26 protein-coding genes and 4 pseudogenes are annotated in these 25,497 nt (G+C 60.6%); 22 read left to right on the top strand and 8 right to left on the bottom strand.

Translation table 11 applies throughout. The annotated features are described in order from the left end of the window. Positions 1-79: 79 nt before the first annotated feature. Positions 80-256, bottom strand: coding sequence for a hypothetical protein (locus tag QA640_RS45385; RefSeq protein WP_283043773.1), 177 nt, complete (start codon positions 254-256; stop codon positions 80-82). 641 nt (positions 257-897) lie between these two features. Here QA640_RS45385 and QA640_RS45380 point away from each other — a divergent pair. From QA640_RS45380 to QA640_RS45350, 7 genes and pseudogenes are all read left to right on the top strand, one after another. Next, the gene (locus QA640_RS45380) at positions 898-1,032 is read left to right on the top strand and encodes a hypothetical protein (RefSeq protein WP_283043772.1); all 135 of its coding nucleotides are present in this window, start codon (positions 898-900) and stop codon (positions 1,030-1,032) included. Continuing rightward, the gene (locus QA640_RS45375; RefSeq protein WP_283043771.1) at positions 1,026-1,574 is read left to right on the top strand and encodes a hypothetical protein; all 549 of its coding nucleotides are present in this window, start codon (positions 1,026-1,028) and stop codon (positions 1,572-1,574) included. Before QA640_RS45380 ends, QA640_RS45375 begins: the two co-directional genes overlap by 7 nt. Further along, a pseudogene (locus QA640_RS45370) lies at positions 1,484-1,696 on the top strand (helix-turn-helix transcriptional regulator); the annotation flags it as partial. The gene QA640_RS45375 and the pseudogene QA640_RS45370, both read left to right, overlap by 91 nt. 523 nt (positions 1,697-2,219) lie before the next feature. Continuing rightward, entirely contained in the window at positions 2,220-2,447 is a 228-nt protein-coding gene (locus tag QA640_RS45365; RefSeq protein ID WP_283043770.1) for a hypothetical protein, read from the top strand. A gap of 78 nt (positions 2,448-2,525) precedes the next feature. Then, entirely contained in the window at positions 2,526-2,720 is a 195-nt protein-coding gene (locus QA640_RS45360; protein WP_283043769.1) for a hypothetical protein, read from the top strand. Between the two features lie 139 nt (positions 2,721-2,859). After that, positions 2,860-4,731 (top strand): caspase family protein, encoded by a 1,872-nt coding sequence (locus tag QA640_RS45355; RefSeq protein ID WP_283043768.1) that lies wholly within the window; start codon positions 2,860-2,862, stop codon positions 4,729-4,731. Positions 4,732-6,202: 1,471 nt separating this feature from the next. After that, entirely contained in the window at positions 6,203-7,642 is a 1,440-nt protein-coding gene (locus QA640_RS45350) for an acetamidase/formamidase family protein (protein WP_283043767.1), read from the top strand. Positions 7,643-7,742: 100 nt separating this feature from the next. Here QA640_RS45350 and QA640_RS45345 read toward each other — a convergent pair whose 3' ends face one another. The 3 genes from QA640_RS45345 to QA640_RS45335 all read right to left on the bottom strand — a co-directional run bounded on the left by QA640_RS45345 (position 7,743) and on the right by QA640_RS45335 (position 9,949). Next, positions 7,743-7,928, bottom strand: coding sequence for a hypothetical protein (locus tag QA640_RS45345; protein ID WP_283043766.1), 186 nt, complete (start codon positions 7,926-7,928; stop codon positions 7,743-7,745). Positions 7,929-8,346: 418 nt separating this feature from the next. Further along, the gene (locus tag QA640_RS45340; protein WP_283043765.1) at positions 8,347-8,853 is read right to left on the bottom strand and encodes a glutathione S-transferase family protein; all 507 of its coding nucleotides are present in this window, start codon (positions 8,851-8,853) and stop codon (positions 8,347-8,349) included. Between the two features lie 202 nt (positions 8,854-9,055). Further along, positions 9,056-9,949, bottom strand: a complete 894-nt coding sequence (locus QA640_RS45335) for a methyltransferase domain-containing protein (RefSeq protein ID WP_283043764.1) — start codon at positions 9,947-9,949, stop codon at positions 9,056-9,058. Between the two features lie 307 nt (positions 9,950-10,256). On the opposite strand from QA640_RS45335, the pseudogene QA640_RS45330 reads away from it, so the two are divergent. From QA640_RS45330 to QA640_RS45310, 5 genes and pseudogenes are all read left to right on the top strand, one after another. Next, positions 10,257-10,649: pseudogene (locus QA640_RS45330) on the top strand (IS110 family transposase); the annotation flags it as partial. A 140-nt stretch (positions 10,650-10,789) separates the two neighbouring features. Continuing rightward, on the top strand, positions 10,790-11,335 hold the full coding sequence (locus QA640_RS45325; RefSeq protein WP_283043753.1) for a transposase: 546 nt from the start codon (positions 10,790-10,792) through the stop codon (positions 11,333-11,335). A gap of 880 nt (positions 11,336-12,215) precedes the next feature. After that, a complete protein-coding gene (locus QA640_RS45320) occupies positions 12,216-12,434 on the top strand; it encodes a hypothetical protein (protein WP_283043763.1) in 219 nt (72 codons plus the stop codon). A gap of 319 nt (positions 12,435-12,753) precedes the next feature. Beyond that, positions 12,754-13,074 (top strand): hypothetical protein, encoded by a 321-nt coding sequence (locus tag QA640_RS45315; RefSeq protein WP_283043762.1) that lies wholly within the window; start codon positions 12,754-12,756, stop codon positions 13,072-13,074. Between the two features lie 3 nt (positions 13,075-13,077). Continuing rightward, positions 13,078-14,025 carry an oxidoreductase gene (locus tag QA640_RS45310; RefSeq protein WP_283043761.1) on the top strand — a complete coding sequence of 316 codons (948 nt, stop codon included), beginning with the start codon at positions 13,078-13,080 and terminating at the stop codon, positions 14,023-14,025. 301 nt (positions 14,026-14,326) lie between these two features. On the opposite strand, the gene QA640_RS45305 is transcribed toward QA640_RS45310, so the two are convergent. Further along, positions 14,327-14,545: a hypothetical protein gene (locus QA640_RS45305; protein ID WP_283043760.1), complete on the bottom strand. Its 219-nt coding sequence runs from the start codon at positions 14,543-14,545 to the stop codon at positions 14,327-14,329. Between the two features lie 882 nt (positions 14,546-15,427). Between QA640_RS45305 and QA640_RS45300 the strand changes: the two genes are divergently transcribed. The 9 genes and pseudogenes from QA640_RS45300 to QA640_RS45260 all read left to right on the top strand — a co-directional run bounded on the left by QA640_RS45300 (position 15,428) and on the right by QA640_RS45260 (position 23,554). Continuing rightward, a complete protein-coding gene (locus QA640_RS45300) occupies positions 15,428-16,006 on the top strand; it encodes a hypothetical protein (RefSeq protein WP_283043759.1) in 579 nt (192 codons plus the stop codon). A gap of 116 nt (positions 16,007-16,122) precedes the next feature. Further along, entirely contained in the window at positions 16,123-16,455 is a 333-nt protein-coding gene (locus tag QA640_RS45295) for a hypothetical protein (protein ID WP_283043758.1), read from the top strand. Positions 16,456-16,864: 409 nt separating this feature from the next. Continuing rightward, complete coding sequence (locus tag QA640_RS45290) at positions 16,865-17,056, top strand: hypothetical protein (RefSeq protein ID WP_283043757.1); 192 nt, start codon at positions 16,865-16,867, stop codon at positions 17,054-17,056. Between the two features lie 126 nt (positions 17,057-17,182). Next, a complete protein-coding gene (locus QA640_RS45285; protein WP_283043756.1) occupies positions 17,183-18,205 on the top strand; it encodes an IS110 family transposase in 1,023 nt (340 codons plus the stop codon). 602 nt (positions 18,206-18,807) lie between these two features. Continuing rightward, positions 18,808-19,794 carry an ABC transporter substrate-binding protein gene (locus QA640_RS45280; protein WP_283043755.1) on the top strand — a complete coding sequence of 329 codons (987 nt, stop codon included), beginning with the start codon at positions 18,808-18,810 and terminating at the stop codon, positions 19,792-19,794. A gap of 555 nt (positions 19,795-20,349) precedes the next feature. After that, a pseudogene (locus tag QA640_RS45275) lies at positions 20,350-21,022 on the top strand (caspase family protein); the annotation flags it as partial. Positions 21,023-21,372: 350 nt separating this feature from the next. Next, positions 21,373-22,146 carry a M48 family metalloprotease gene (locus QA640_RS45270; RefSeq protein ID WP_283043754.1) on the top strand — a complete coding sequence of 258 codons (774 nt, stop codon included), beginning with the start codon at positions 21,373-21,375 and terminating at the stop codon, positions 22,144-22,146. A gap of 329 nt (positions 22,147-22,475) precedes the next feature. Further along, positions 22,476-22,868, top strand: a pseudogene (locus QA640_RS45265) (IS110 family transposase); the annotation flags it as partial. Positions 22,869-23,008: 140 nt separating this feature from the next. Next, entirely contained in the window at positions 23,009-23,554 is a 546-nt protein-coding gene (locus QA640_RS45260; RefSeq protein WP_283043753.1) for a transposase, read from the top strand. Positions 23,555-23,652: 98 nt separating this feature from the next. On the opposite strand, the gene QA640_RS48520 is transcribed toward QA640_RS45260, so the two are convergent. From QA640_RS48520 to QA640_RS48510, 3 genes are read right to left on the bottom strand one after another with little or no spacing between them, the layout of a single operon-like run. Next, positions 23,653-24,021, bottom strand: a complete 369-nt coding sequence (locus tag QA640_RS48520) for a tyrosine-type recombinase/integrase (protein ID WP_349253785.1) — start codon at positions 24,019-24,021, stop codon at positions 23,653-23,655. After that, a complete protein-coding gene (locus QA640_RS48515; protein ID WP_349253784.1) occupies positions 23,997-24,305 on the bottom strand; it encodes a tyrosine-type recombinase/integrase in 309 nt (102 codons plus the stop codon). The genes QA640_RS48520 and QA640_RS48515 overlap by 25 nt, the downstream gene beginning before the upstream one ends. After that, positions 24,259-24,528 carry a phage integrase N-terminal SAM-like domain-containing protein gene (locus QA640_RS48510; RefSeq protein ID WP_349253783.1) on the bottom strand — a complete coding sequence of 90 codons (270 nt, stop codon included), beginning with the start codon at positions 24,526-24,528 and terminating at the stop codon, positions 24,259-24,261. Before QA640_RS48510 ends, QA640_RS48515 begins: the two co-directional genes overlap by 47 nt. 515 nt (positions 24,529-25,043) lie before the next feature. Here QA640_RS48510 and QA640_RS45250 point away from each other — a divergent pair. Next, positions 25,044-25,475 carry an ABC transporter substrate binding protein gene (locus tag QA640_RS45250; protein WP_283043752.1) on the top strand — a complete coding sequence of 144 codons (432 nt, stop codon included), beginning with the start codon at positions 25,044-25,046 and terminating at the stop codon, positions 25,473-25,475. Positions 25,476-25,497 lie beyond the last annotated feature (22 nt).

Raw genomic sequence — 25,497 nt, 5'->3', positions numbered from 1 at the left:
AGGTGCCACAATCGATTGGGATCGGGCCGCCTCGCGCGGCGCTTTCGTCGCCGACTGTAGGGATCGCATCCATGCAATCCTAGGCGGCCTTGCCGACTTGCCTCAATTCGTCGGCGGCGGTGATGATCGCCTCACAAACTCTCTCGAAATACTCGGCATCGACGCGAGCCGCGAGATAGTCCTCTTTGCCGGTAAAGCCACCATCGGCGTCTCTGATGATGACGCCCTCGCCGACCAGCGCGTCGAGACAGCGCACGACATTCGAGCGCGGCAGGCCGAGATACTGGAAATATCCGCGATCGTGCGCGGCGGCGCGCCGAGATCGTCGCTGACCCGGATCATCATCGCTACCAGGAGTTCTTCGAAGACGGCGCCGATGTGCTTGCGACTATAGCCGCGCCGCATCGCCATGAAGGCCGAGACCAGCAGGCGGCCCACGACCGCCGATCGCCTGTGCCGCTCCGTCACCATCGCCTTCCGAGAAATTCCAGATCGCTCTAACACCAAGATAGTCCACCTTCGCTGTTAGCCCCGGTCGCCGTTTAGCAAAGGTGAGCCGAAAGCCAACGTGCAGAGATGCAGTCCAGCCAAGACCTAATGTTCGGCGCCGCAATTCCCTATGCGCTCTTTATATCGCCTTATGAGGCAACGAACCTGTTGCAGATTGATCGGCTGTGCAAAGAAGACCGGTGGCGGGAGTTCACAAAAAAACCCGCCCTCGCGAGCAGCGCGAGGGCGGGCCAGTCAAGGCGGGGACCGACTGATCAAGAGGATCAGAACGGCGCGTGTGTGTATTCCCGCCACAACCTCAATACGTCGAATGTCCCAATTCGGTCACGGTGAAAATCGCATCGCGTCCGAATCGCTGATTGCCGCACTCGCCGCATGCGCAGCGAGATGGCTGATCTCAGCGAGCTGGTGGTGCGCCTCGTCAAGATCGTGACCGGTGTTCGCGACACCATCGCGGCCTATGTGCCGAAGCCCGTGGAAGCCGCTCCAAAACCGGCCTCGTCGCGCAGCGTCAAATGGTGACCATAGACACGCTGCCGCGCGACACCGGGCTCACGGCAGAGCAGATCAAGCTGAAGCTGCAGTATCTGAAGAACCACGACGAGATCGAGATATTCCGGGGACAGGTCAAGCTGAAGCCCGGCAAGGCAGCGAAGAAGAAGGTCCACTGGAAGACCGCGCAGAAGATGGCGAGGGAGGCGGCCGAGGCCGCAAAGAATGGGAAGACCGTCAAGGGAGCACTTCTTGCCGCAGGGTCCGTCCGTCCCGCTCGTGCCGCTCGCGCAGTTCTCGGAGATGCGGCTCACGGACGAACAGAGGGCAAGGCCAGATCAAGGAAATTGATGTCAACGCGAGCGCAAGCTAGTGCCGACTGGCTCGCAAAACAGAACAGCGGCGCCAAGATGAAGCGGAAGGCCAACGGCCACGCAAAAATGCGAAGGAAAGTGGAAATCATGGGACGTAAGGCAGCGGCATATCGGAAGATCAGCAACACAACAAGCGTTCTGCCGACGAGCGCGATGTGCGGATCGGTCAGCGTCTTCGCACGCGCCGGATGGAACTGAAGATCAGCCAACAGGAGCTTGGCGATGTGCTCGGCGTCAGCTTCCAGCAAATCCAGAAGTACGAGAAAGGCGTCAATCGGATCGGCGCCGCGCGGCTGGTGCAACTCGCCGAGGCGCTCGACACGAACACCGGGTATTTCATCGGCGAACTGGAAAGGGGGCGCAGCCACGAGAGCGAGTTCGGCGGATTCCTGGCGACCCGCGAAGGCGTCGCGATCGTCGAGGCGATGATCACCATCGACGAGGAGCGAGTGCGACGGCTCATTATCGGATATCGCCCGCACGCTTGGGGATATCTGCAAGGCAGCATGATGGATCAGGCGGACTTGCTGAAACGGATTGGCGATCTGACCCTCGTTTGGCATCCGACCGAGCGGGAGCGGATCGAGATCGCGGGCATGCTGCGCGAGCGGAATGCTATGCTCGACATGCCCGCTTCGGGTGCGGTCGCGGCACTCGTTGCCGATCTGCGGAAGGGCCAGCACTGGCAAATCCATGACGGCATGGCGACTGTCGCGACCGCGCTGGAAGCAAGCCGGTCTGCCAGCAGGCCACCGATCTGCTCGAACGCTTCGATCGGCTCACCGTCGCGTTCCTGCGGCGCGTGGCCCGATCGGCGCGATCCGAAGAAGCGGAAGCGAGAAAATGATGGACGACGGCCACGAGCGGCACATTGCGGATGCGGCGCGGATCATCGATCAATATGCCTTTGGTAAAAATCCGAACGAGGCGATGCTCCGCCGCCAGCAAATCGCGACGCGCAAAGCGACCGACATCCTGGGCCTGCCGCACGCAATGATCGCGGAACTGGTCGGCGAACTTGCGCTGCGCACAAGCAGATTGCCGACATGCTCGCAATCTCGTCGACCTTGAGCAGCAATTTTCAGAACGAGCTCGGACCGGGCATCGGGCGGCGCACCGAATTGCTCACCCGCCATGGGAGGACGCCCGATGACCGACAATTATGATTTCCAAGCGGCCTTGCGCGAGAACGATGGGCTGGTCGAGCAGATCAGGCCGATCCTCGCCCGGCAAAGCCCGGAGGTGGCCAGCGCGACCGTCGCGCAATTGCTCGCGATCTTCGTGGCCGCGCCTCCGCTTCGCGAGGACGCGCTGCGCCTGCTGGCGATAGCGCCAAGGAATTGATCCGGGTCACGGTTGGCGAAATGTTCGAGGCGGGGCCGCGTACCGCCGGAATGGCTGGAGCGACGCTACGTCGCATTAGCCATAGGTCCGTTTTGAAGCCCTTATGTGATGTATGTCACATTGGAGGGGTTGGCTTTCGATGACGCTCCAAATACTCTCAGGAATTGCATCCAAGGGGCTGCAAGTGATTCCGTTTCGACTGTTTCTGTTTGGATTGTTGATTTTTGCAATCTTGCTCGCCTGCGGACCGGCACATGCCGAGAAGCGGGTCGCGCTCGTCATCGGCAATTCCGCCTACAAGAGCGTGCCGAGGCTTGCCAACCCGACCAGCGATGCCGCCCTGATCGGCGGAATGTTCAGACGAGCCGGCTTTGACGCTGTGGACGTCAAGTTGGATCTGAGTGCCGCAGAGATGCGAAAGGCGCTTCGCGAATACGGCACCAGGGCCCGCGATGCTGATGTGGCGGTGGTCTATTACGCAGGCCACGGCATGGAAGTCGATGGCAACAATTATCTCATCCCGACCGATGCTATTCTCGAGACCGATACCGACGTGTTCGACGAAGCGTTCCCGCTCGACAGGGTGCTGGTCGCCATAGAGCCGGCGAAGCAGCTTCGCCTCGTCATTCTGGATGCCTGTCGCGACAATCCGTTCGCCAAGACGATGAAGCGTACGGTGGCCTCCCGCGCGATCGGTCGCGGGCTTGCGAAGGTCGAGCCGACCAGCCCGAACACGATGGTTGCTTTTGCCGCCAAAGCGGGTTCGACGGCGTCCGATGGCGATTCCAGGAACAGCCCGTTTGCGATCGCCTTGTCCGATCATCTACCGAAGCCCGGGCTCGATCTACGCAAGGCGTTCGGCTTCGTCCGCGACGACGTGTTGAAGAGCACTGCCAACAAGCAGGAGCCTTTCGTTTACGGCTCGCTGGGCGGTGACGACGTGGCCCTCGTTCCGCCAAAACCGGTCGCGACCGGTCCGCAGCCCAACCCTCAATCGGAGCTCAGGCGAGACTATGAGCTCGCTCTGCAGATGGGCGATCGTGACGCGTGGGAAGCGTTCCTGCGGGCCTACCCGGACGGATTTTACGCCGATCTCGCCAAGGTTCAGCTCAAGAAGATCGCCGCCGAAGAGGCCCGCGCGGCCGCGACAGAAAAAGCGCGGTTGGCGGAAGAGGAGAAGGCGCGCCTTGCGACTGAGCGCGCAAAGAAAGCTGAACAAGACAAGGCGGTCGCGGCGGCGAAGGCCGCCGAGGAAGCGCGGATCGCAGCGGAGAAAGCCAAGCAGATCGAGCAGGCCAAGGCGGAAGCTGCCGAGCAGCAGCGCAAGGCGGCTGAAGCTGCCGCTGCCAAGGCCCTCGCCGAGAAACAAGCCGCAGAAAAGGCGGCCGCTGAAGCTAAGGCTGAAGCCGCGGCGAAGCAAGCGGCCGACAGGCAGGCGGCCGAAGCCGAGAGCAGGAAGATTGCGGCATTGTCGGCCCCGCCTGCGCCGAGTGCATCTCCGGGAGATTTGGCAAAGCCGGTGCAGGTCGAACTACGGCGGGTTGGCTGCATGACCGCGACGGCTGATGGCGAATGGAATTCCGCTTCGCAACGTTCATTGGCGCTGTTCAATAAATATGCCGGCACAAAACTTGACGCTAAGCTCGCCAGCGCCGACGCGCTGGACGCGCTGAAGGCAAAATCGGGGCGCGTCTGCCCATTGGTCTGCGATCACGGATTCAGGGCCGATGGCGATCAGTGCGTGAAGATCACCTGCCGCGCAGGTTATCGTGTCAGCGACGACAATGAATGCGAGAAGGTTCAGGAAAAGAAGCCGGTCGCGACGCGCGACGATTCCAGGAAGCGCGACGCGGAGCGGAAGCAGTCTGAGTCGGCACCGAAGTCGGAAGCGTCCGGGCAGATCATCTGCAACCAAGCGGGCTGCAGACCGGTTGCAAAGGGTTGCCGCCTCGGTTCAGTACCCACGGCCGGCAGCGGAATCATGAAAATGACTGGCGAGATCTGCAACTGACAAAATGACTGGCGAGATCTACAACTGACGGACCCCGTTTCGCCAAGTACGTGGATAAAGGCGATCAAACAAGAAGCGATGCCGCGGACCCGATACCCGCGGAACCAGCCATGGTCCCGGGTAGGCCGGCGCCTTGTCTGCCAGTCGTGCGGCGCTGGCGCCTCGAACGTCCTGCCGAAACTGGCATGACATGCCGGGGCGCGTGACGCCGTAAACTCATACGGCAGTAGTTTCACGGACCGTCTTTGTTCTTCGGCCATTAATCTCTACCGGCTATAGGGGCCGCATGAGCCACGCTTGCGCGAAAGCAGATACTCGTTGAGCAACTTGGCACAAACGAAGTTGGGTTCACGCTGGCGGGCCTATCACCTCACTCGTCTGGTTCGGGCCTGTCGAGGAAGTCCAGCGCGGTATTAATTTGCTCAAGCCGACGAGCGAGAGAAGATCCAATACGTGCGGGCCTGAGTCGTTTAACTGCGGTGTGAGCGCGGAACCGAAGCCCGCGCTCTCTTCTCGCGCTGCAGTTATGCACCGCTTATCCACGGGCTGTGAACAGATCGGCGATCAACCGTGAACAGGGCTGGCGGCCCGGCACACGCCCCCGCCGAAGATGTGCCGAGCCTAGCCGTGCCAGTGCGCTGGTCGATCCGACCGGCTGGAACCAATCATGGCGACAATGTGGCTGCACCGCTAGGGCTTGGATGCAACACTGTCGACGGAAATAGAAACCCGCCGGGCTGTGAACGTCGGCGGGCCAAAGTTTTCATTCGTTCGGTGTCACCTTTCGGGCCCTGTGGTCCTTGTGGTCCCTGGGCCTTGGGGACCAGGCACTCCTTGAATCCCTTGGGCGCCCTGCGGGCCGGCAGGGCCCTGCGGTCCTGGATCACCCTTCGGTCCGGGCTCTCTGCCACATGCTGCGAGTACTAGCGTGGCGCCAATTACGGTTACCGCAATTACTTTTTGCATTGCAATCTCTCTCGGAAAGCGGCGGTAGAATTCATAAACGCGATCGAGACCCGCGCGATCGAGGCGATCCGCCACGCGGATCACTTCACCGCATCCCTGTTTCTTGGGCGCGGTCAATACCGCGTCGAGCGACGGCCTACCGTTCTCGCGGCGATGCAAGCCGCCCGCGAGATAGAGCAAGACCCGACGGCGCATACGCGCCGCGCGCTTGTGTACGCCATCGCGCCGACGGTCACGCCACGTTGCTGACCGCCGCGCTATTGCGAAACTGCTTTCCATGCAGCCGAAAGGGCCTTAGCGCAAAATGGATCGAGGATTTTAGTAATGTGATGCGGCGTTTGGACAGTGTGTCTGTCGGATTACGTCGCTTGCGGTGAAACAAGTTTGAGCGTTGAATTCCGCGCGTGGGCCAAGCGAGGCTAGTTTGGCTTGACACTGGCGCAACTCTTGCGGGTTACCAAGCTACCTCCTGCCCGGGCCAATTCGTCAGAGAGGAGTGACCATCATGTGCGCAGGCGATGATCAAACGTGCCCGCAATTTGAGCTGCATCGACAGAAACTTCTTGAGGACCTCGACCAAGAGCGGCGCACATTTCTTAAGAGCGCATTCGTCGCGGGCGGTGGCGCGGCCGCATGGGCTGCAAGCGGCACGCTGGCCACCCCGGCATCGGCGCAAGCCAAGCCCGGCAAGCCGAGCTACCACTACTTGCCCGCCAACTCGGACACGGTGCATTGGGGCTATTTCAGCAAGCTATTGAAGCCTCAGCTCGAAGTGGAGTCGGGCGATTACATCACCATCGAGGCCGTGACCCACCACGCTGGCGACGATGTCGAACGGATGGTCAAAGGCGATCCGGGTGTTGAGAGCATTTATCTTTGGACCAAGGATAAGAAAGGCGTCGATCGCCGCGGCGCCGGCCCGATCGACGGCAAGCAGCTCGGGCGCGGCGCAGGCGAAGGCTTCGGCGTGCATATCTTGACCGGTCCAGTGTTTGTTCGCGGCGCCGAGCCGGGCGATGTCCTTGAAGTCCGCATCATGGATGTAAAGCCCCGGCCTTGCGCTAATCCGGCGTACCCGGGCAAGTCATTCGGCAGCAACGCGGCGGCCTGGTGGGGCTTTCATTACAATGATCTGCTCACTGAACCGAAGCCGCGCGAGGTGTGCACTATCTACGAAATCGATACCAGCGGGCAGCAAAATTGGGCGCACGCGGTCTATAACTTCCGCTGGATGCCTCAGACCGATCCGTATGGTGTCGTGCATAAGATCATCGACTATCCCGGCGTGCCGGTCGACCATTCGATCGTGCAAGAGAGCCACAACATCCTCAAAAACGTCCGCATCCCGATCCGACCGCATTTCGGCGTCATGGGCCTGGCGCCAAAAGAAGCCGACATCGTCGATTCGATTCCGCCGAGCTATTTCGGCGGCAACATCGATAATTGGCGTATCGGCAAGGGGGCGACCCTGTACTATCCGGTCGCAGTACCAGGCGCCTTGTTCTCAGTCGGCGACTCGCACGCCGCGCAAGGCGATTCTGAATTGTGCGGCACCGCCATCGAAATGTCGCTGACCGGGACCTTCCAGGTCATCCTGCGCAAGCAGAATTCACTGAGCGGTTCGCTCGCCGGGCTGAATTACCCGTTGCTTGAAACGCAGGACGAATGGGTTTTGCACGGATTCAGCTTCCCCAATTATCTTGCGGAGCTCGGCCCTACGGCGCAGCAGGACATCTACAAGAAATCCTCGATCGATCTGGCGCTAAGGGATGCGTTTCGCAAAATGCGCAGCTTCCTGATGACCACCAAGGGACTGACGGAGGACGAGGCGATTTCGCTCATGTCCATCGGAGTCGACTTCGGCGTCACGCAGGTGGTCGATGGCAATTGGGGCATCCACGCGATCATCAAGAAGAACCTGTTTGCCGGTATAGCGACGGCTTGAAGGTCTAGCACCCATGAAGCGACGGGAATGTTAGAATCGGACCGCCAGTAACCCTCGGGCGGAGAGCGCGCGATGTCCGAGAGTCCTGGCTTTTGTCGGCTCAAACCGGAGCGTGGCGGTCGCCGCTGCCGCGCCGCTGTGCCGAGGGGGCCTCGGCCATCGCCTGCTTGCCACGCGCAATCCCGCGATACATGCCGGCGCCGCGCCGCTCTATCTCCGCATAGGGGATTTCTTTGCAGACGAGCCGCGCCCGCGCGTCGGGATTGAGAAAATAGATGTATCGCATCTGGGGATCAGCGCGTCGGCGTCGCGCTTCGCGATCGGCGCGACGTGGATGTCCTTAGCATGTCCAGTGAGGCCGAGCTGCACGGATAGGCCATTGGCGACCATGACAGCGTGGCAGCCCGTCGCGGAGCCGCCAATGCTCTGAATTTACTTCCGCTTTCGGGGCATAGCGGATAGGGCCGGACTTGCTGCTGGCTCGACACAGCCACCTTGCAACGACCACGACAGTTCTATTCTCGTAATTTGCGGGCCACTTGCGCCGCCGGTCTATTGAGGCTGGCAATCAGCCAAGCATCAAGCTCCGGGTAAGACGTGAGTCCAACTTTAAACGGGTGAGGACATACAGCACGCACGCGACCATAAAGTCGGCCATGTTCCATGTATCACCGCCGAGAAATGGGGTCTGGGCGAGTTGATCCTCAAGGATCGCCAGCTTCGCGCGCAGGGTTTGTTCTGCCTGAACGGCTAAGGTCCTCGTTCCTCTGGTCAGGTGGAAAGAAGATCCGATTTCGGAACAGCGTTATCAGCGCCGGTTCGACCTCGGTGGTCGCGAAGAACGTCCACTGGAGCATCCGGCCTCGACTTTGCGGCGTCGACGGATAGCGCGAGTTCTTGTAGGTCTCGGCGAGATAGAGATTAATCGCCGCGGTCTCCCACATGACAAAGCCGCCGTCATGGGCACAAGTCCGTTCGGGTTCAGCGCGAGATACCAAGGTTCTTTGCATTGCGCGTTCGGCACGCTGAACGTTACAGGAATGTGTTCGTAGGGAATGCCGATTTCGTTTGCGAGCCAGATGACGCGAAACGCACGCGAATGAGGGGCTCCAAAAATCTTGAGCATGCGATCCTCCTGCATCCTTGCGGATGCCTGCGCACGGCTTGGGGTCGATGCGGTTTGCTATTCCTTCATCGTAGTGGACTTGCACCACCTACTCCTTGCCGGTCTCCCGGCGCACCTGTGCAAAAAACGCGAAGGATCGAACCACGGCTAGAATTACATTCTTCAGTTCGCCGTCTAAGATGAAGGCGGTTGCGAGCCTGAGCGCTAGAACGGTCTTGGACGAATAACTTCTTATCGAGCTCAAGCGTCTTGGAGTTTTCACACAACCAAGACCCAACCCAGACATATTACGAATTGGGAACTTCCCCTCGCACGCACCAAGCTCTCGCTGTTAGCGTGAATGGGCCATCTTGGCGATCCCCTAGCAAGCGCTTGCGCACGCGAGCTTCGAGCTGTTGCCGACGATCCTCGGGAAGCGACACGACGAACGCGCCTCCGGGGCCCGCCCCCTTCGTGAACGGCTCCCAATAGTCGTTGAACGATGAATACGCTTGGTCGATGATCAGCGGCTGCTCCTTGACATTGATGAGTCCAGCCTTCCTCCAGAGGTCGCCCAGCTCACCTTGGCGCGAGAACTTCATGTGTCGCTCGTCCTTTGGCTCGATGGCCGGATCGAGCGCGACGGCTTCATCCCAGAAAAACCTGAGCATCTGCATGCCAGCGTCGTAGTCCCAGACGCAGGCACTTACAATGCCTTGCGGACGCGTCACGCGGCGCATTTCCGCGATTGCTTTGTTGGGATCGGGGACGAAGTTCATGACGAGCAAGGCTAGAGTGTTGTCGAATGCTCCATCCTTGAACTTCAGCGCCTGGGCATCGCCGACTTCAAAGTGCGCGCGGGTAGACGTGACGTTCTTCTGTGCGTAGGCGATGAATCCCTCCGAAGGGTCCACACCAACAATCTCGCTCGCTGGCATTCCCGCTTCTACTGCCGCGGCGGCCGATCCGGTCCCGGTTCCTACGTCGAGGACGCGGTCACCGTTCTTGACGCCGGCAAACGCAATGTAGTTCGGTGCCAGCAGGCGACTCCAGCGGCCCATGAAACGCTCGTAACCGGCGCTCACAGCGAACATCTTTGCTTCGGCTTCTGTCGCTTTGGTCGTTTGAGCCAAGGTCTGCTGACCAAGGAGTGCCGCGATTGTTAGCGAGGACAAGGCGATGCTTCTTAAGAGGTTCTTCATCTCGGCCTCCCAGCTCATCGGTCATGGACGGCGGATTTGCGAACGACATCGCTGAGAGCCAGTTTGACTCATACGAATGCTTCAATAAAGCCCTCATAGGGTCCGCGTTTGGTTGTGAGGGGCAAGTTCCGGTCGTGTGCAGATGCTATGGGGCGAGCGGCGAGGACGTGGCACCATGGGCGCTGTTCGACGGCTACCGATGGAGCTCACCCATGTCGCAACATTTTCGTTTTGACGCGAGCAGGTCCCTCACCGCTCTCGAGCAGGATAGCACAATCATCGCCGTGATCGAGATGAGCCAAACGAAGTGGCTGGTTGCGGCACTCGTTCCCGGCATCGAACGCCACTTAAGAAATTCGACGCCAACGAGGAAACGTTGCTGAAGCTCTTGCATCGTTGGCGCCGCGAAGCCGGCAAGGCTGGGCGCAACATCAAGCGTATCGTCGTCGCCTTTGAGGCTGGCCGCGACGGGTTCTGGCTCGCGCGCTGGCTGCGGGCGCGCGATGTTGAGGCCTACGTCATCCATCCCACCAGCATCGCGGTGTCGCGCGAACACCGGCGCGCGAAGACCGATCGTCTCGATACGGAACTTCTGATGCGCGTCTTTCTCGGCTGGCTGCGCGGCGAGAGGCGCCATTGCAGCATGGTGGCGATCCCGACGATCGAGGAGGAGGACGCGAGGCGACCAAACCGTGAGCACCAGAATCTGGTGACTGAGCAAACGCGGCTTATCAACCAGATCAAGGCGATGTTTACCCGCTTCGGCATCCGCACTTTGCGCCGACCAAGTGCAAGCTTGCCGAAGGGCTCGAAGATCTGCGCACGGCAGAAGGCACGCCGTTGCCGCAGAACACGCTTTCGGAACTGCGCCGTCATCTCGCGCGGCTACGCGTCGTACGCGACCAGATCCGTGCGGTCGAACAGGAACGCCTGCGCAAACTCGCGGTGGCTCCTGCTGCGGAGACGAAAAGCCCGGACGCGATGGTCCGCCTGATTGCCCGCGTCCTTGGCTCTGGTATCGAAACGGCGGACATGCTGGTCAACGAGATCTTCTCGCGCCACTGGCGCGATCGCAAGGCCGTCGCCCGCTACGCCGGTCTTACTGGTTCGCCCGACGAGAGCGGCAGCCGTCGACGCGAACGGGGGCTTGCGCGGGCTGGCAATGTCCGCGTCCGCAGCGGCATGATCCAGCTGGCTTGGCGTTTTATCAGGTTCCAAAAGAACAGCGCCCTGGCCCAATGGTTCGCGGCGCGAACCGCCGACGGACGCGCCAGCACACGCAAGACGATGATTGTGGCGCTGGCGCGTAAGCTGCTCATCGCCCTCTGGCGTCTCGTGACAAGGGGCGAGGTTCCGCAGGGCGTCGTGTTACGTCCGGCATCATGAACGACAGCATGGGCAAGAGAGCAACGATATAGCACAAACGGTTTGGCAGCCCCGTGTGCTCGGGTCTGCCGATAAATCCGAGGTGGCGGTGCCCCGACCTAGACTCTAAAACCATGGCTTCAAATGCCGCTGTGCAGAATGGGCCCGCCGCCCCGGAGCTTCGCCGATGATGCGTATGACTGCATCGTGGTTGCGATCCCCACACGGATCGACCGAATACAAGGCTGTGGCGTGACTTCTGCGCCCCGATGGCAAGCTCCCCTCGGATCAGTCGTGCCGATCTTCAGGCTGCAAAACTACTCATGTCGGTGAAAGGAGAGCCCAGAACGCTTCCACAACTTCCGCGTTTCGGCATGAGGGTTGCACAAGAGTACTTTTAATGTTCGCGACATGTGTAATTTCAAATAGTTGCGCGTGGCAGAAATAACACATCCGACAACCACTGCGCGATTAATCGCTCGATCGATGTCCCGCGACATGGCGTGTATCAATTTCTTGCGAAGCCGAAATATAGACGGCACATTCAAGCAAACTGGTTGGCGCTTTCGTCAAGGCAATTTTCTATCATTGCGTTGTCGGTGCGGCCGATGATGTGGCTGGCCGCATGAAGATGCTGACCCGCGCGCGATCATGTGTTGCACGCCAACACTAGGCTGGTTGATCGTGTTGACCTTGCCACCCCGCTCTTGCTGTCCTCTCAGCCGGCTACCGGCCTCTCGGCTCCTGCTCCCGCGTAGCGGGCTGGAGCGCAGCGACTTTGTGCTCTGACCCTGAGCGGACGCGGCCATCCTCCCGTCAGCATGCTGCCAGAGCGGGTGGACGGTCTGCGCTTCAGTTTGCCGGTGTCTAGCGGTAAGCTTCGCAAGAAAGGAGATTTTCCATGGTCTTGTTTAAGCGTCTCGTTATCGTTGCCGCGATCAGCGTGTTCGGCACATCCGCCCACGCCCTGACCATGCAGGAGTGCAGGGCTCAGTACAAAGCCGATGCCGCCGCCAAAGTGCTCCACTTGGCCTGGGTTGACTACCAAGTAAAGCGCTGCGGCATTGACCCCAAGGCCAGCGTACCGACGCCAAGTCCTGCTGCTCCCGTGAAACACTGATACCACTAGCACGCGGCGATCTGTCCAAGTGCTCAAAGACAATCCGCGGCCTGGCACATTCGCCGGCTGCAAGACGCAGGAGCCGTTTCCCAACGGGATAAGACCGCCCCGGTTGGCGGCCTATTCATTTCTATAATGTCTCCGATGTGCCCAACCCGGACCACAAGTGATGTTCGCTTTAGCGCCGCTGTCGGAGCCATAGCGGACAAGGCGCTCGCTATTCGGACCGGCCTTGCCGGCCGCATCAACGCCGGCCCTTGGCGCGCTATATTCGCGGCCTCTGATCGCCCGCCGGAGGATGCCGCTAGGCGGGTTAACGATGAAAGCATCGGCAGGTTTGTCAGATGTCTCATATTTTGAGATTGCGGTACGCCTTGGGCGCCAAACCATCACTTTCCGACCAAAGAAGGCGACCGGTATTGTCGCCTTCAGCCGCGAATTGCAGGCTGATGGGGCTGGAGGGCTTGGTTTCGAAAGCATCGCGGGCGCGCCTACCGGGGCGGCCGGTGCGATCTGGCATCTCATTCACATCGGCAATCTCATGCTGTCCGGCGCCGGCCTCGTCATCATGGAGGCGACCGCAGTGGAGGCCGTCGGCCGCGGGACGCACGGCTGCCTCGGCCTTTACACCGATGCGTAGGAGATGGCGCTTTCGACACTCGTTTCCGGGGTCCGCGGATTGTCGAGAGGCAAGCTCGGGCTACAGCTTACGCACTGCGGTCGCAAAGCCTCGACACGCACCATTCCCGAACGCTGGAGGGGCGAGCCGCTCCCACCGGAGGAAGGTTCCTGGACGCCCGTGGCGCCGTCTGCAATCCCATTTGACGCGGGTTGGGCAACCCCGGACGAGCTCGATGAAGCGAGCATCAATCGGATCATCAGGATGTTTGCTGCGTCGGCAGAACGCGCTTGCCAGGCGGGGTTTGATTTGATCGAGATTCACGGCGCCCACGGTTATCTCGTTCACAGCTTCTTTTCGCCCATCACCAATCGACGGACGGATCAATGGGGCGGCGCACTCCAGAACAAGACCCGTTTTCCGGTCGAGATCGCTCGCGCGGTGCGGCGCGCATGGCCAAAAGAAAAAGCCCTCGGCTTCCGTATTAACAGCACGGACTGGCATCCCGACGGCGTGACGCTCGATGACGCGGTGTTGCTCGCGAAGGCCCTCGAACAAGAAGGCGTCGACTACGTCGCAATGTCCTCCGGCAATGTTGCGCCCGGCATCGCGATTCCGCCGGCGTCTCCCGGCCATCAGGTTCCATTCGCGACCGAAATCAAGCGGCGCACCGGCCTGACCGCGATGGCGGTAGGCATGATCGCACGGCCGGATCAGGCCGAGGCGATCATCGCTGAGCATCGGGCGGACTTCGTCGCGCTCGCGCGCCCAATGCTCGATAACCCCCGTTGGGGTCTTCACGCGGCCGCCGCGCTGGGCGTTGATGTCGATTATGCGCCTCAATACATCCGCGCCCGGCCGAATAACTGGCTCGGCTTTACCTATGTCCACCCCGACGCAAGGCCGCCCGAAACGATACGCCAACTCGACCGACCGCGAAGCGCGACCTGGGATCGGCCAAAGATCAGCTAGTGGCAAAGGATCTACACCGACAGCTTCAAACAGCGCCTGAGCTACAGCATCGGGGTTGCCTTTGCGCCCGATTGGGAGGAGGGGGGCGCTCAGCCTCTACACCGGCGTCACCACCGAATTGCGGCTGCTGACAGCAGGCCGCACACAAACCGTCGTCACCGGCTACAGCGTCGGGGAGATGGCGGCCTGGAGCATCGCTGGGATCTGGACCGCCGACAAGGCCTTGCGGCTCACGGATATTCGCGCCCGCTTGATGCAAGACGCGGCAGGCCTCGATAGCCGCCTGGGCCATGTTCGCGGGCTAGACCAGGTCGCGCTCGAACCGCTGCTTGCCAAACACCGCTGCGAGATCGCGATCAAGAATCCGGACCTTCTTTTCGTGATCGGAGGCGCTGAGCGGGCTGTCATCGCGCTCTGCGAGGAGGCCGCCATAGAGGGTGCACGCACGGGCCTTCTCGCCGTTAAGAAGCGATCGACGCCATCGCGAAGGCGGAAGAGAACCGCTGGCTTGCGGTCGCATGCATTCCCTTGCTGAGCAGCCGGGTCATCGCAATCGAGAGACTCACCGTTCACACCGGCATTGTGGTGCCAATTCACGGAGGCGATGTCGCTTTTCGACGCGACGTTCGCCGACCGCGCAAACCGTTTCCGTGGACGAACTAGGTATCAAAGTCAGCAAGACGACGACGACGATTGTCGCGCGTAATGGCACGCTGCAATCGCTTGCTGCGATCGCCAATGGTTGCCGAGGCGATGCGCGCCTATGCAGAAGAGACCAATCGGACCAATCGGCTTAATCGCGAACGACGTTCGAACGATGAAGCTTGGCGGTCAGAACTGACCAAGGTGGAGAAGCAAATCCAAGGCATTATTGGACGTCATCAACGAGGGCATGTTCCCAGCCGTCCATGAAAGCGGCGATGGATGGACCCGAAAGTCGCAAGGCAGAATTGGTTAGCTGAACGTCCATAAGACAAGGCAATCTTGCGCGATCTGGAGATCAAGCGTCTTGATCCGCATTACGGTGACAAAGCACTCAATAGCGCCTTGCCAAATTCATTTGGTTGCGGGTTCCAAGGTGCCAGAATGCAAAAGCCCTTGAAATCTCCAAGATTCCAAGGGCTTAAGCTTAAGGGTTGCGGGGAGGCGCAACCGCCGATACCGACATTCCGTTCGGGTGGCGATCTGACCGAGGGCGTTCCCTGCCTCCCGAACGTACCGGCCAGATCACCACTTCTCCCACCTTCAACAACTTAGCACCACTCACCACGACCCGAGACTCGCGAAAAAAGGGTCTCGAGCAACCCTGCGTGCAGGTTGCGTGCAAAAGTGAATAACGAGTGCCGGCGCCCTTGTCACCCAGCCTTGCATGGGTGGCAGGCCGTATCGGCGAGGTCAGGTCATGACCGCGCTTGAGCTCCAGGAATGCATCGACGCCCTGCCTCCGGACATCCGGAAAGAGCTCGATGAGATCAGAGAGGCCGGCCGCGGTCCGTTCCGACGCGCTCAGACCCAGCAGATTGTCGACGAGCACCTGGCGTTGCTGCTCCGGCTTCGGCGCGATTACCACGCCACCCACGCCGACCTGGTCGAGGTGCTCGGCCTTTGCGGCATCACCGGGCCGGACGGCGCGGCACTGACCGCCGCCACGCTGTCGTCTTCGATCAGCCGGTCTCGGGCCAGGTCCAAAGTCAGCTCCCGCTCCTCCAAGTCCCGCGCCCGGACCGCGCCTCCTGCTCGAGCCGCCACCCCTTCCCCGGCCTCGAGCTTCCCTCGCCGGTCTGCCGATGCAGGCAATCCGGAGCCCGACCTCGCCCTTGTGAACGAGGCTGCGTCGCCGCCGCGGACTGCCGCGCCGAATGAGGTCGATCTGGTGTTTGGCACGCAGATTTCCTCTTCGGGCCATGAGGCCACCGAAAACCGCCGCTCCGCCCACAGAGAGCGGCAGATCGACTTTCTCGCTCGCGCCATGAAGGACTAAATGACCGACACCGTCGCTATCACCGCCCCCGAGACTTCGACCGGGCCCGTCACCGAGTTCGTTCCCGCATATCGCTTCATCGAGTTCGTTTCGGTCGCCATGTCGGCAAGTCGACGATGGCGGAATTCACGAAGCAGCTGCTCGCCCAGTTCGGCATCCCGATCAGATTCATCCGCATCGAGTCCAAAGCAGCCCGGTCGCGACAGTCGGGCGACGTCATCCACATCGATACGGAGAATTTCGCGGCGGCGGCCCGCCTTGCCGGTGCAGAAGCGGCCGTGCTTCGGCCGGTCTTCGAGATCATGGAGGAGGTAGCTCTCGACGAGGCATATCCGGTGATCGTTATCGACTGGGCGGTGGCCTTTCCCAGCTGCGTGCCCAGATTTTCGCGGCCACGCAGTTCGACGCTCAGCTCTCGGAGCTGGGCATGCGCGGTCTCAGCGTGGTGATGACGAACAGCCTGACCGACCGGATGGCTCAGGCGCGCGAGCTGATCGAACTGACCCGGGACATCGTGCCCGGCATCGACGTCGCACTGCTGCTTAATCGCCGGACCGGTTCCTTCGCCTTCGTGGACGGTACCGAAGAGAAGCGGACCTTTCAGGGACTGCTCAAGGCGCCACCTCGAAGGCGTTCTATCTGCACAAACGTCAGAGCGCGGCCGAACGACTGGATGCGCTGGCCATCATCGCCGCGCTCTCCGGGCACGGAAGCGACGAAACGGCGAGCACGCACTACGCCCGGCCCAATGCGGCTTCCGGCAAGAGGCCTGTGCCGGCGGCCGGTACGGAACGTGCGACAAGTCATCGAGAGCGCCGGACGATTGATGGCACGGGCCATCTCACCTCAGATGTCGACGTGCAAGCGATTCATAGCGAGCATGGGGTTTCGATATTCCTGAACAGCTTCGCTGCATCTGTTGAGGCGCAGGCGGATGGCCGGGTGTGCGGGGTGTCGCTGAGTGACGGACGTTTCCTGCCCGCCGACGGTGTAATGGCGCTGCCGATCAATCGACATTGGATCATCATCGGCAATGGCGCATCAGGGTAACATCCGCAGATGTGGCAATACGGGAGGTCAATATTGCATACGATGACGTAATTGCGGCCGGCGCCCGCGGCACGAAAGGTCCGCTATCTTCCATACGTCCTGCAATCTCACGAATCGGAGGGGGCTATGAAGCAATATGTTGGGCTGGATGTCTCGCAAAAAGAAACGTCAGTATGCGTGGTCAATGAAGTGGGTGAGGTCGTGTTCGAGGGAAAGGCCAAGTCTGATCCGGGATCGCTCACTGCGCTGCTTCGCAAGCGTGCGCCGCATGCGGAGCGCATCGGATTTGAGACCGGAGCGATGGCGAGTTGGCTGTGGCATGAACTTCGTAGGGTTGATCTTCCGGTGGTTTGCATCGACGCGCGGCATGCCCACGCGGCTTTGTCCGTACGCATGAACAAAAGCGATCAGAATGATGCCCGAGGTCTGGCAGAACTGGTGCGGGTTGGCTGGTATCGAGAAGTCAAAGTCAAGAGCGAGGAAAGTCAGAAGATCCGCGCGATACTCGTCGCGAGATCCCGGCTCCTCGCCATCCGTCGTGATATCGAGAACCAGGTCCGCAGTCTGATCAAAGAATACGGCTTGCTGTTCCCGCGCGCGATCGGACTGCAGTTTCGCAATCAGGTCCGTGAGCTACTGGGCGAAGATCATCAGCTCCTCGGTGTGATCGCGCCGCTTCTGTCGATCCATGAGCAGATCTGCAAGCAACAAAGCAAGTTCGACAACGAGGTCCGCCAGTTGGCGAAGTCGGATGAGACGACGCGTCGTCTGATGACGGTTCCTGGTGTCGGCGTGGTGACGGCGTTGACGTTCCGCCACACCATCGATGACCCGTCCCGCTTCCGATCGACCGCTGGCGCCTATCTGGGTCTTACACCTCGGCGCAACCAATCTGGCGAAACGGACATCAATGGCAAGATATCACGCTGGGGCGACAGGCTCCTCCGAACGTATCTGTTCGAGGCAGCGACTGTTCTGCTTTATCGAACGAAGAAATGGTCCTCCCTCAAGGCCTGGGGAATGAAGCTTGCCAAGCGGATTGGCATGAGGAAGGCAAAGGTCGCCATCGAGCGCAAGATTGCCGTTGTTCTGCACTGCATCTGGGTCGACGGTACATCATTCGACTGGGGGCAGCCCAAAGAGGTGTGATCCTTTTTTGCAAGTTTCTGGCCCGGTTCTCGACCGGCCGGCGATGTCCCGCTGGGACGGTGGTTGTGGCGACCTCGGTCATTCGGCTGTTGGCGGCTTGTCTGCACTCCGCTGCATAGGTTGAGGCGCCCGACCCGGACATCATCATGAGGCGCTATGCGACCTCGGAAAGGACCATGACCCCAGCGATGGCATCAAAGGTTCAACTATAGATCGGTCCAATGCCTGACTAACCATCATATCTCAGCCGCGCTCGCGCCGTCTCCGCAACCCCGACCGGCTCCAACGGCACGAGCGCTACCGCCGTGCCGTTGGCGAGTTCAAAAAGGAAAGCTTGACAACAAACCGCAATTAAAGGGCCGAATGACAGGCGACGCGGCAGAAGCAGGGCTCGAATGCATCGGATCAACCGCGAGAAGCGATGCTGGCGGCGTTGAAGGATTGCTGAACGTGCTTAGCTCCGTTGCTCAGTTCGAGCGGGAGGTCATGTTGGAGCGCTCGAAGATGTGCGGCTCCGCGGCCGCGCAATTTTGCTGTGATGCACAACACAACCCTCGTTCTGTAATGTGATAGGGTGTAGCCCTTGGTCGGGCGGAAATCCCATGCGGCGGCGGGAATTCATTGCGTCCATTGTGAGCATCATCACGGCATGGCCGTTTGAGGGCGTCGCTCAGACTGCGTCAAAGGTGTATCGCATTGGGATCCTCAGTACCGATGAACCCGTCGACGAGAAAAGCATTTTTGATGCGATGCTCAGTGCTTTAGCGAGCCACGGCTACATACCCGATCGCAATATGGCGCTCGAAATTCGTGCCAGCGGGATCTACTCTGAACAGCTGCCACAGCTTGCCAAGGATCTCGTGGCGAGCAACGTAGACGTGATCCTTACCTTCAGCTTTCCGGCAGCCCTGGCCGCCAAAAACGCCACGACAACCATTCCAATCGTATCGACCGAAGTGGGCGGAGGTCCCGTTGAAACGGGGTTGGTCAAAAACCTGTCACGGCCAGGCGGCAACGTAACTGGCGTCTCTGATATGGCCATCGAACTTGCTCCCAAGCGTCTCGAACTGATCAAAGACATGGTGCCTTTGGTGCGTACCGTCGCAATGCTCTGGAACGCACGCGATCTGGGCATGACGCTGCGATACCAGGGGGCGGCAGATGCCGCGCGGGCAATTGGGGCTCGGGTGCAACCACTCGCCGTCCTTGAGCCGGACGATTTTGACGAAGCTTTCGCGAGCATGGTACGCGATCCACCGGATGCAATTCTCTTGGTCTCGGATGCGCTCACTCTCCTGAATCGCCGACGCGTCTACGAATTTGTCGATGAACATCGGCTGCCTGCCACCTACGAGCGGGCACACTATGTGCGCGAAGGCGGCTTGTCGTCCTATAGCCCAGACCTGGATGAAATCTACGATCGCGCGACCTCTTTGATTGATCGCATTTTGAAGGGAGCCAACCCCGCGGACCTACCATTCGAGCAACCTACGCGTTTCCACCTCAGCATCAATCTCAAGACAGCTAAGTCGTTGGGCATAACCGTGCCTACTTCAGTGATTGCTCGCGCCGACGAAGTGATCGAATAGTTTGTATTTGCTGCGTTGCACTTTGGTCTTAATGGCACCTTCGCGACATATTGCGCCGCCGCAAGACCCCTGAGCGAACAGGGCATAGCGGAAGTTGACGGACAGCGAGTGTTGCAAAGGGCAACGCTCGTGGACCATCGCGTCATTTCCGGCGGACGATTTGCTTTGCCGCCCTGCTCCCTCGCAACGGTGTGATAGAAGACTCTGGTTCTTCCAAATCGAGGGGCCAATCCATGAGGCGACGCGAATTAATCGCCTTACTCAGTCGGCGTCCGCTCGGTTACGAGGTATGGGAGTATGCGGAGCGAGGGTCAGAAGTTCCGCTCGCGCGCACGCCGATAGCGAGTGACCGAAGAGCGTTCGCCGGCGGTAAAGGCAACGCGTGTGTTTCCCATGGCACTGCGCATCACGGTGTTGAGCGCCTCGTCCGGTACTGGCTGATGACGCCATCCCTGCCCGACACGTTCGCATTCCAGCACGCTAGCCTCACAGAGGAGATCTATTGCCCCGCAATACCTTGAGGTAGTCTCAACGAACTACTCGTCCGAGGGCCGCATGGGCATGTTTCGGACACTTGCATTTATGCTTCTCGCCACTTGGCTCGGTTGCGGGTCTGCCTTCGCCGAGAAGCGTGTCGCGTTAATCATCGGCGATTCAGCCTACAGGAACGTCCCGAGACTAACCAACCCGGTGAACGACGCCTTACTGGTCACCGATACATTTAGGAATGCGGACTTTGACGCGGTCACGACAAAATTGGATCTAACCGTCAGCGAAATGCGCAAGACCTTGCGCCACGCGGGGTCTCGATCTCAGGAAGACGTTTGGATACGTCCGTGACGACGCGTTGAAAGCCACCCACAACAAGCAGGAGCCTTATGTCTACGGCTCGCTCGGCGGCGACGACTTCCCACTGGTTGCCGCTGCAAAACCATCGTCGCGGATCCGGCCGCAAGAAGCCCGCAGCCAAACCCTCAAGACAACATTCGCCGCGATTACGAGCTTGCGCCTACAGCTCAGCACCCGCGAAGGCTAGAACGCATTCCTCGGGCAGTATCCTGAGGGGTTCTACACCGACCTCGCAAAGACACAACTTAATAAGATAGCAGCAGAAGAAGCGCGCGCAGTGGCAGCCGAGAAGGCTCTCTTGGCCGAAGAAGAGGAAGCCCGACTAGCAGCCATGGGTGCGAAACAGGCCGAGCAAGCCAAATCGGCGGCTGCGGCGAGGGTACCCTCGCCGCATGAACTTTATGAACCTCGCCCCTTTCGCCGACCCCCATGACGCCGCGCGCAAGCTGGTCGAGATAGCCAATGCGACTGATGTCGTGCGGGGCGGTCGCTTCCAATCGAACAAAGTGTGATCGCCGACACATAACCAGACGCGGAGCCTCCGTAACTAATCATGCGCGAGGCGGACCATGCCCGACGACATCCTCCTTGCGGGGTTCTTGCGAAGCTCGAGCGAACGGCAAGGGAGAGCGTGCAGCGATGCGATTCATTCGCGGTACCACGTTCGCGTGGGGACGGAGCCGCCATCAAGCAGCGAACCATCGATCATCTGGATTGGCGATCGCGGCGATGACATTGTTGCTCGCGGTATGCGGCTGGATCGTTGGTGGAATTGAGGGAGTTCACCAGGCGCTGGCTCTAAGCGCGCCGGGACCGAACGGTTCTGCGATCTCGCACGAGACCATGTTTCGATGGTTCGGCGTCCGGCTGCTGGGTCCTGCCGAACTGCCGGAATTGTTTAGTATACTGATAGACGTCTGCAACCGAGCCCGCTTGTCTCGATTGCCCGATATCTATTGCCTTCCAGGTCCCGGCGACATGAACGCCTACGCGCTGGGTGGTCCGGAGGGCGCCGCCATCATATTAACCGAGGGCCTACTCCGTCGCATGACTCGCGACGAGATCGCCGGCATCTTGGCTCATGAGGTCGCCCACATCCTCAACAATGATGCCTGGACGATGAGCTGGGCGGCAGCACTGCATCGCTCGATTGAATTGACCTCGTTTACGGGTCTCGCGTTGTTGCGCGCGCAGCCCAGTGGCGCGCCGAACAGTCGGCCGCTGGCTGCACTGCTGCGCGCCGCACCTTCGATCGCCCACTTGCTTCGTTTGGCGCTGTCACGTACCCGCGAACTGGATGCCGATGCCACCGCGCTTGAATTGACCGGAGATTCGCGAGCGTTAATCGCCGCGCTCGACAAGCTGGAACGCCACCACGCGGTCCTGTCGGCGACTGCGTGCGAGGATGGTCCAACGCGTCTCCTTCGCAGCCATCCCGCAACCTCGGAACGCGTCGGCGCCCTGCTCAGCCTTGCGAACGGACATTCTAGTCGAGCTACGTAAATGAATTCGCCGGTTAGGCGGGGGAGACCACGGCGATATGGCGCGGGGAAGAGCGAGGCCACAGGGACATCGGAAGAGTGTCGTCGTCAGGGGATCGACGACGGTTAAGAGGCAATCGAATCAATCGGCTGTTTGCAGCGGTTTATGAGTCAGCAGTTGTGCAGATGCTATGGGGCGAGCGGCGAGGACGTGGCACCATGGGCGCTGTTCAACGGCTACCGATGGAGCTCACCCATGTCGCAACATTTTCGTTTTGACGCGAGCAGGTCCCTCACCGCTCTCGAGCAGGATAGCACAATCATCGCCGTGATCGAGATGAGCCAAACGAAGTGGCTGGTTGCGGCACTCGTTCCCGGCATCGAACGCCACTTAAGAAATTCGACGCCAACGAGGAAACGTTGCTGAAGCTCTTGCATCGTTGGCGCCGCGAAGCCGGCAAGGCTGGGCGCAACATCAAGCGTATCGTCGTCGCCTTTGAGGCTGGCCGCGAAGGGTTCTGGCTCGCGCGCTGGCTGCGGGCGCGCGATGTTGAGGCCTACGTCATCCATCCCACCAGCATCGCGGTGTCGCGCGAACACCGGCGCGCGAAGACCGATCGTCTCGATACGGAACTTCTGATGCGCGTCTTTCTCGGCTGGCTGCGCGGCGAGAGGCGCCATTGCAGCATGGTGGCGATCCCGACGATCGAGGAGGAGGACGCGAGGCGACCAAACCGTGAGCACCAGAATCTGGTGACTGAGCAAACGCGGCTTATCAACCAGATCAAGGCGATGTTTACCCGCTTCGGCATCCGCACTTTGCGCCGACCAAGTGCAAGCTTGCCGAAGGGCTCGAAGATCTGCGCACGGCAGAAGGCACGCCGTTGCCGCAGAACACGCTTTCGGAACTGCGCCGTCATCTCGCGCGGCTACGCGTCGTACGCGACCAGATCCGTGCGGTCGAACAGGAACGCCTGCGCAAACTCGCGGTGGCTCCTGCTGCGGAGACGAAAAGCCCGGACGCGATGGTCCGCCTGATTGCCCGCGTCCTTGGCTCTGGTATCGAAACGGCGGACATGCTGGTCAACGAGATCTTCTCGCGCCACTGGCGCGATCGCAAGGCCGTCGCCCGCTACGCCGGTCTTACTGGTTCGCCCGACGAGAGCGGCAGCCGTCGACGCGAACGGGGGCTTGCGCGGGCTGGCAATGTCCGCGTCCGCAGCGGCATGATCCAGCTGGCTTGGCGTTTTATCAGGTTCCAAAAGAACAGCGCCCTGGCCCAATGGTTCGCGGCGCGAACCGCCGACGGACGCGCCAGCACACGCAAGACGATGATTGTGGCGCTGGCGCGTAAGCTGCTCATCGCCCTCTGGCGTCTCGTGACAAGGGGCGAGGTTCCGCAGGGCGTCGTGTTACGTCCGGCATCATGAACGACAGCATGGGCAAGAGAGCAACGATATAGCACAAACGGTTTGGCAGCCCCGTGTGCTCGGGTCTGCCGATAAATCCGAGGTGGCGGTGCCCCGACCTAGACTAAGCCCTCCAGGGGGCTCTCGATCTTGGCAATCAGTCCGATCGCCACGCGACAGTAGCGGGCTGTCGTCTCGGGCTTGGAATGTCCGAGCAAGGCCTGGATGACGCGAAGGTCCCTGCCGCGCTCGAGCAGGTGGGTCGCAAAGCTATGGCGAAGCGAATGCAAAGAGACCGGTTTGCGCAGCCTCGCGGCGTTGGCGGCCTCCTTGAACAACCGGCTGAACTGACGCGTGGTCAGTGGCTGACGTTGACTACGGCCTGGAAACAGCCAGCGGTGTTCGGGCGCGACGCCGTTGTTGGACGCGGTCGGCCGCGCCTTCCACCATTGCCGCAACAGCTTCAGGACCTCGGCCGGCAGCACCACGTGCCGGTCCTTGCGGCCCTCGACTGCACGATGCGGATAATCTTCTGCTCGCTGTCGATATCGCCTGCTCGCAACCGCACCACCTCGCCGGCTCGCAGCCCGCAACCGTAGGCCAGCGTCAGCATCGCGCGCGCCTTCAGACTGGTCGCCATGGTCAAAACACGCTTGACCTCCTCGGGGCTCAGCACCGGCGGCAGCCTCTCGGGCTCCTTGAGGTGCCAGACCTCGGCCGCCAGATCATGGCGACGGAGCGTGACGCGGAACAAGAACCGCACCCCGGTCATGGATCCGATTGCGGTTGCAGATGCTGGTCCCGCTCTCGATCAGGTGCAGCTGAAATTGCCGCACCTCGTCGGGGGTTGCCGTATCGGGCGAGCGTTTGAGCCAGGCGGCGAACCGCTTGCAGCTGCAAATGTGGCTACGCTGGGTGTGCGGGTTGAGCTTGTGCGCAGCCATATCTTCGATCATACGCTGACGCAGCGGGCTGACAGTGTTAGTCTCGCTCATGGAGAGCTCCTTCCTGAGTAGGTTGACAACACCTCCATTCTCAGGACGGGGGCTCTCCAGTGCCATTACTATCCTCTCAACCGGCTACCGGCCTCTCGGCTCTTGCTCCCGCGCAGCGGGCTGGAGCGCAGCGACTTTGTGCTTTGGCCCATCGCTTCGATTAGGGCGTAGCGGCGAGTTGTCCAGAGTCGGGGGTAGACCGGAAGCGCCCGACCAATGGTCAAAACGGCGCTTGCCTTCTCTTATGTCGTCATGTTCGGAATGCTAGCATGGAAGCAAAGCAGAAAAGGAGAATCCGCTATGAGATCAGTAGCGACTATTTGCGCGATGCTAGCGATGCTTTCGGTGATCTGCGCGGAGGCCGCGGAACGGGTTTGGCGCTTGGGCTTGCTCACACTTCCGGGAACCACTGGCAGTAAAGCTTTCAGTTCTATCATGCTGCCCTACTTGGCGACTCGCGGCTTCGTCGAAGGCCCAATCTAATTGTCGATTTTCGCGAGGGTGTGGAGGGGCAAATGCAGGCGTTAGCCCAGGCGCTGGTTGGCGACAAACCAGATGTCATTGTCGCCTCTTCCGATTGGTCGCTCCACGCTGCTCGCGCAGTGACGAAAACAATTCCAATTGTCGCCGCACCCATAGGCGCCGACCCAGTCGCCGCCGGTGTCGCCGAGAGTTGGGCGCGTCCGGGCGGCAATGTCACGGACGTTTGCTTGATCGCACCGGAGCTTGAGGTCAAGCGTCTAGCCCTCCTTCATGAAGCCTTGCCGTCAGTGCGTCGCATAGCGGTGATGGCCTCCCATCGCAAGGTCGTGGAAGCGGGTTTTCCAACCTTGCGCAAGGCTGCTGCCGAGGCCGGATTGGAACTGATCGAAATCTGGGTAGAGAGCCCAAGCGAGTATGCAGCCGCCTTTGACGCGATGCGCGGCAGGGCGCAGAAGTCCTCGTGATTGTGCCTGTCCCAGAATTGCA

It is taken from the genome of Bradyrhizobium sp. CB82 (assembly GCF_029714405.1).
GTDB lineage: Bacteria > Pseudomonadota > Alphaproteobacteria > Rhizobiales > Xanthobacteraceae > Bradyrhizobium.
This window is presented reverse-complemented; position numbering and strand designations above follow the sequence as displayed.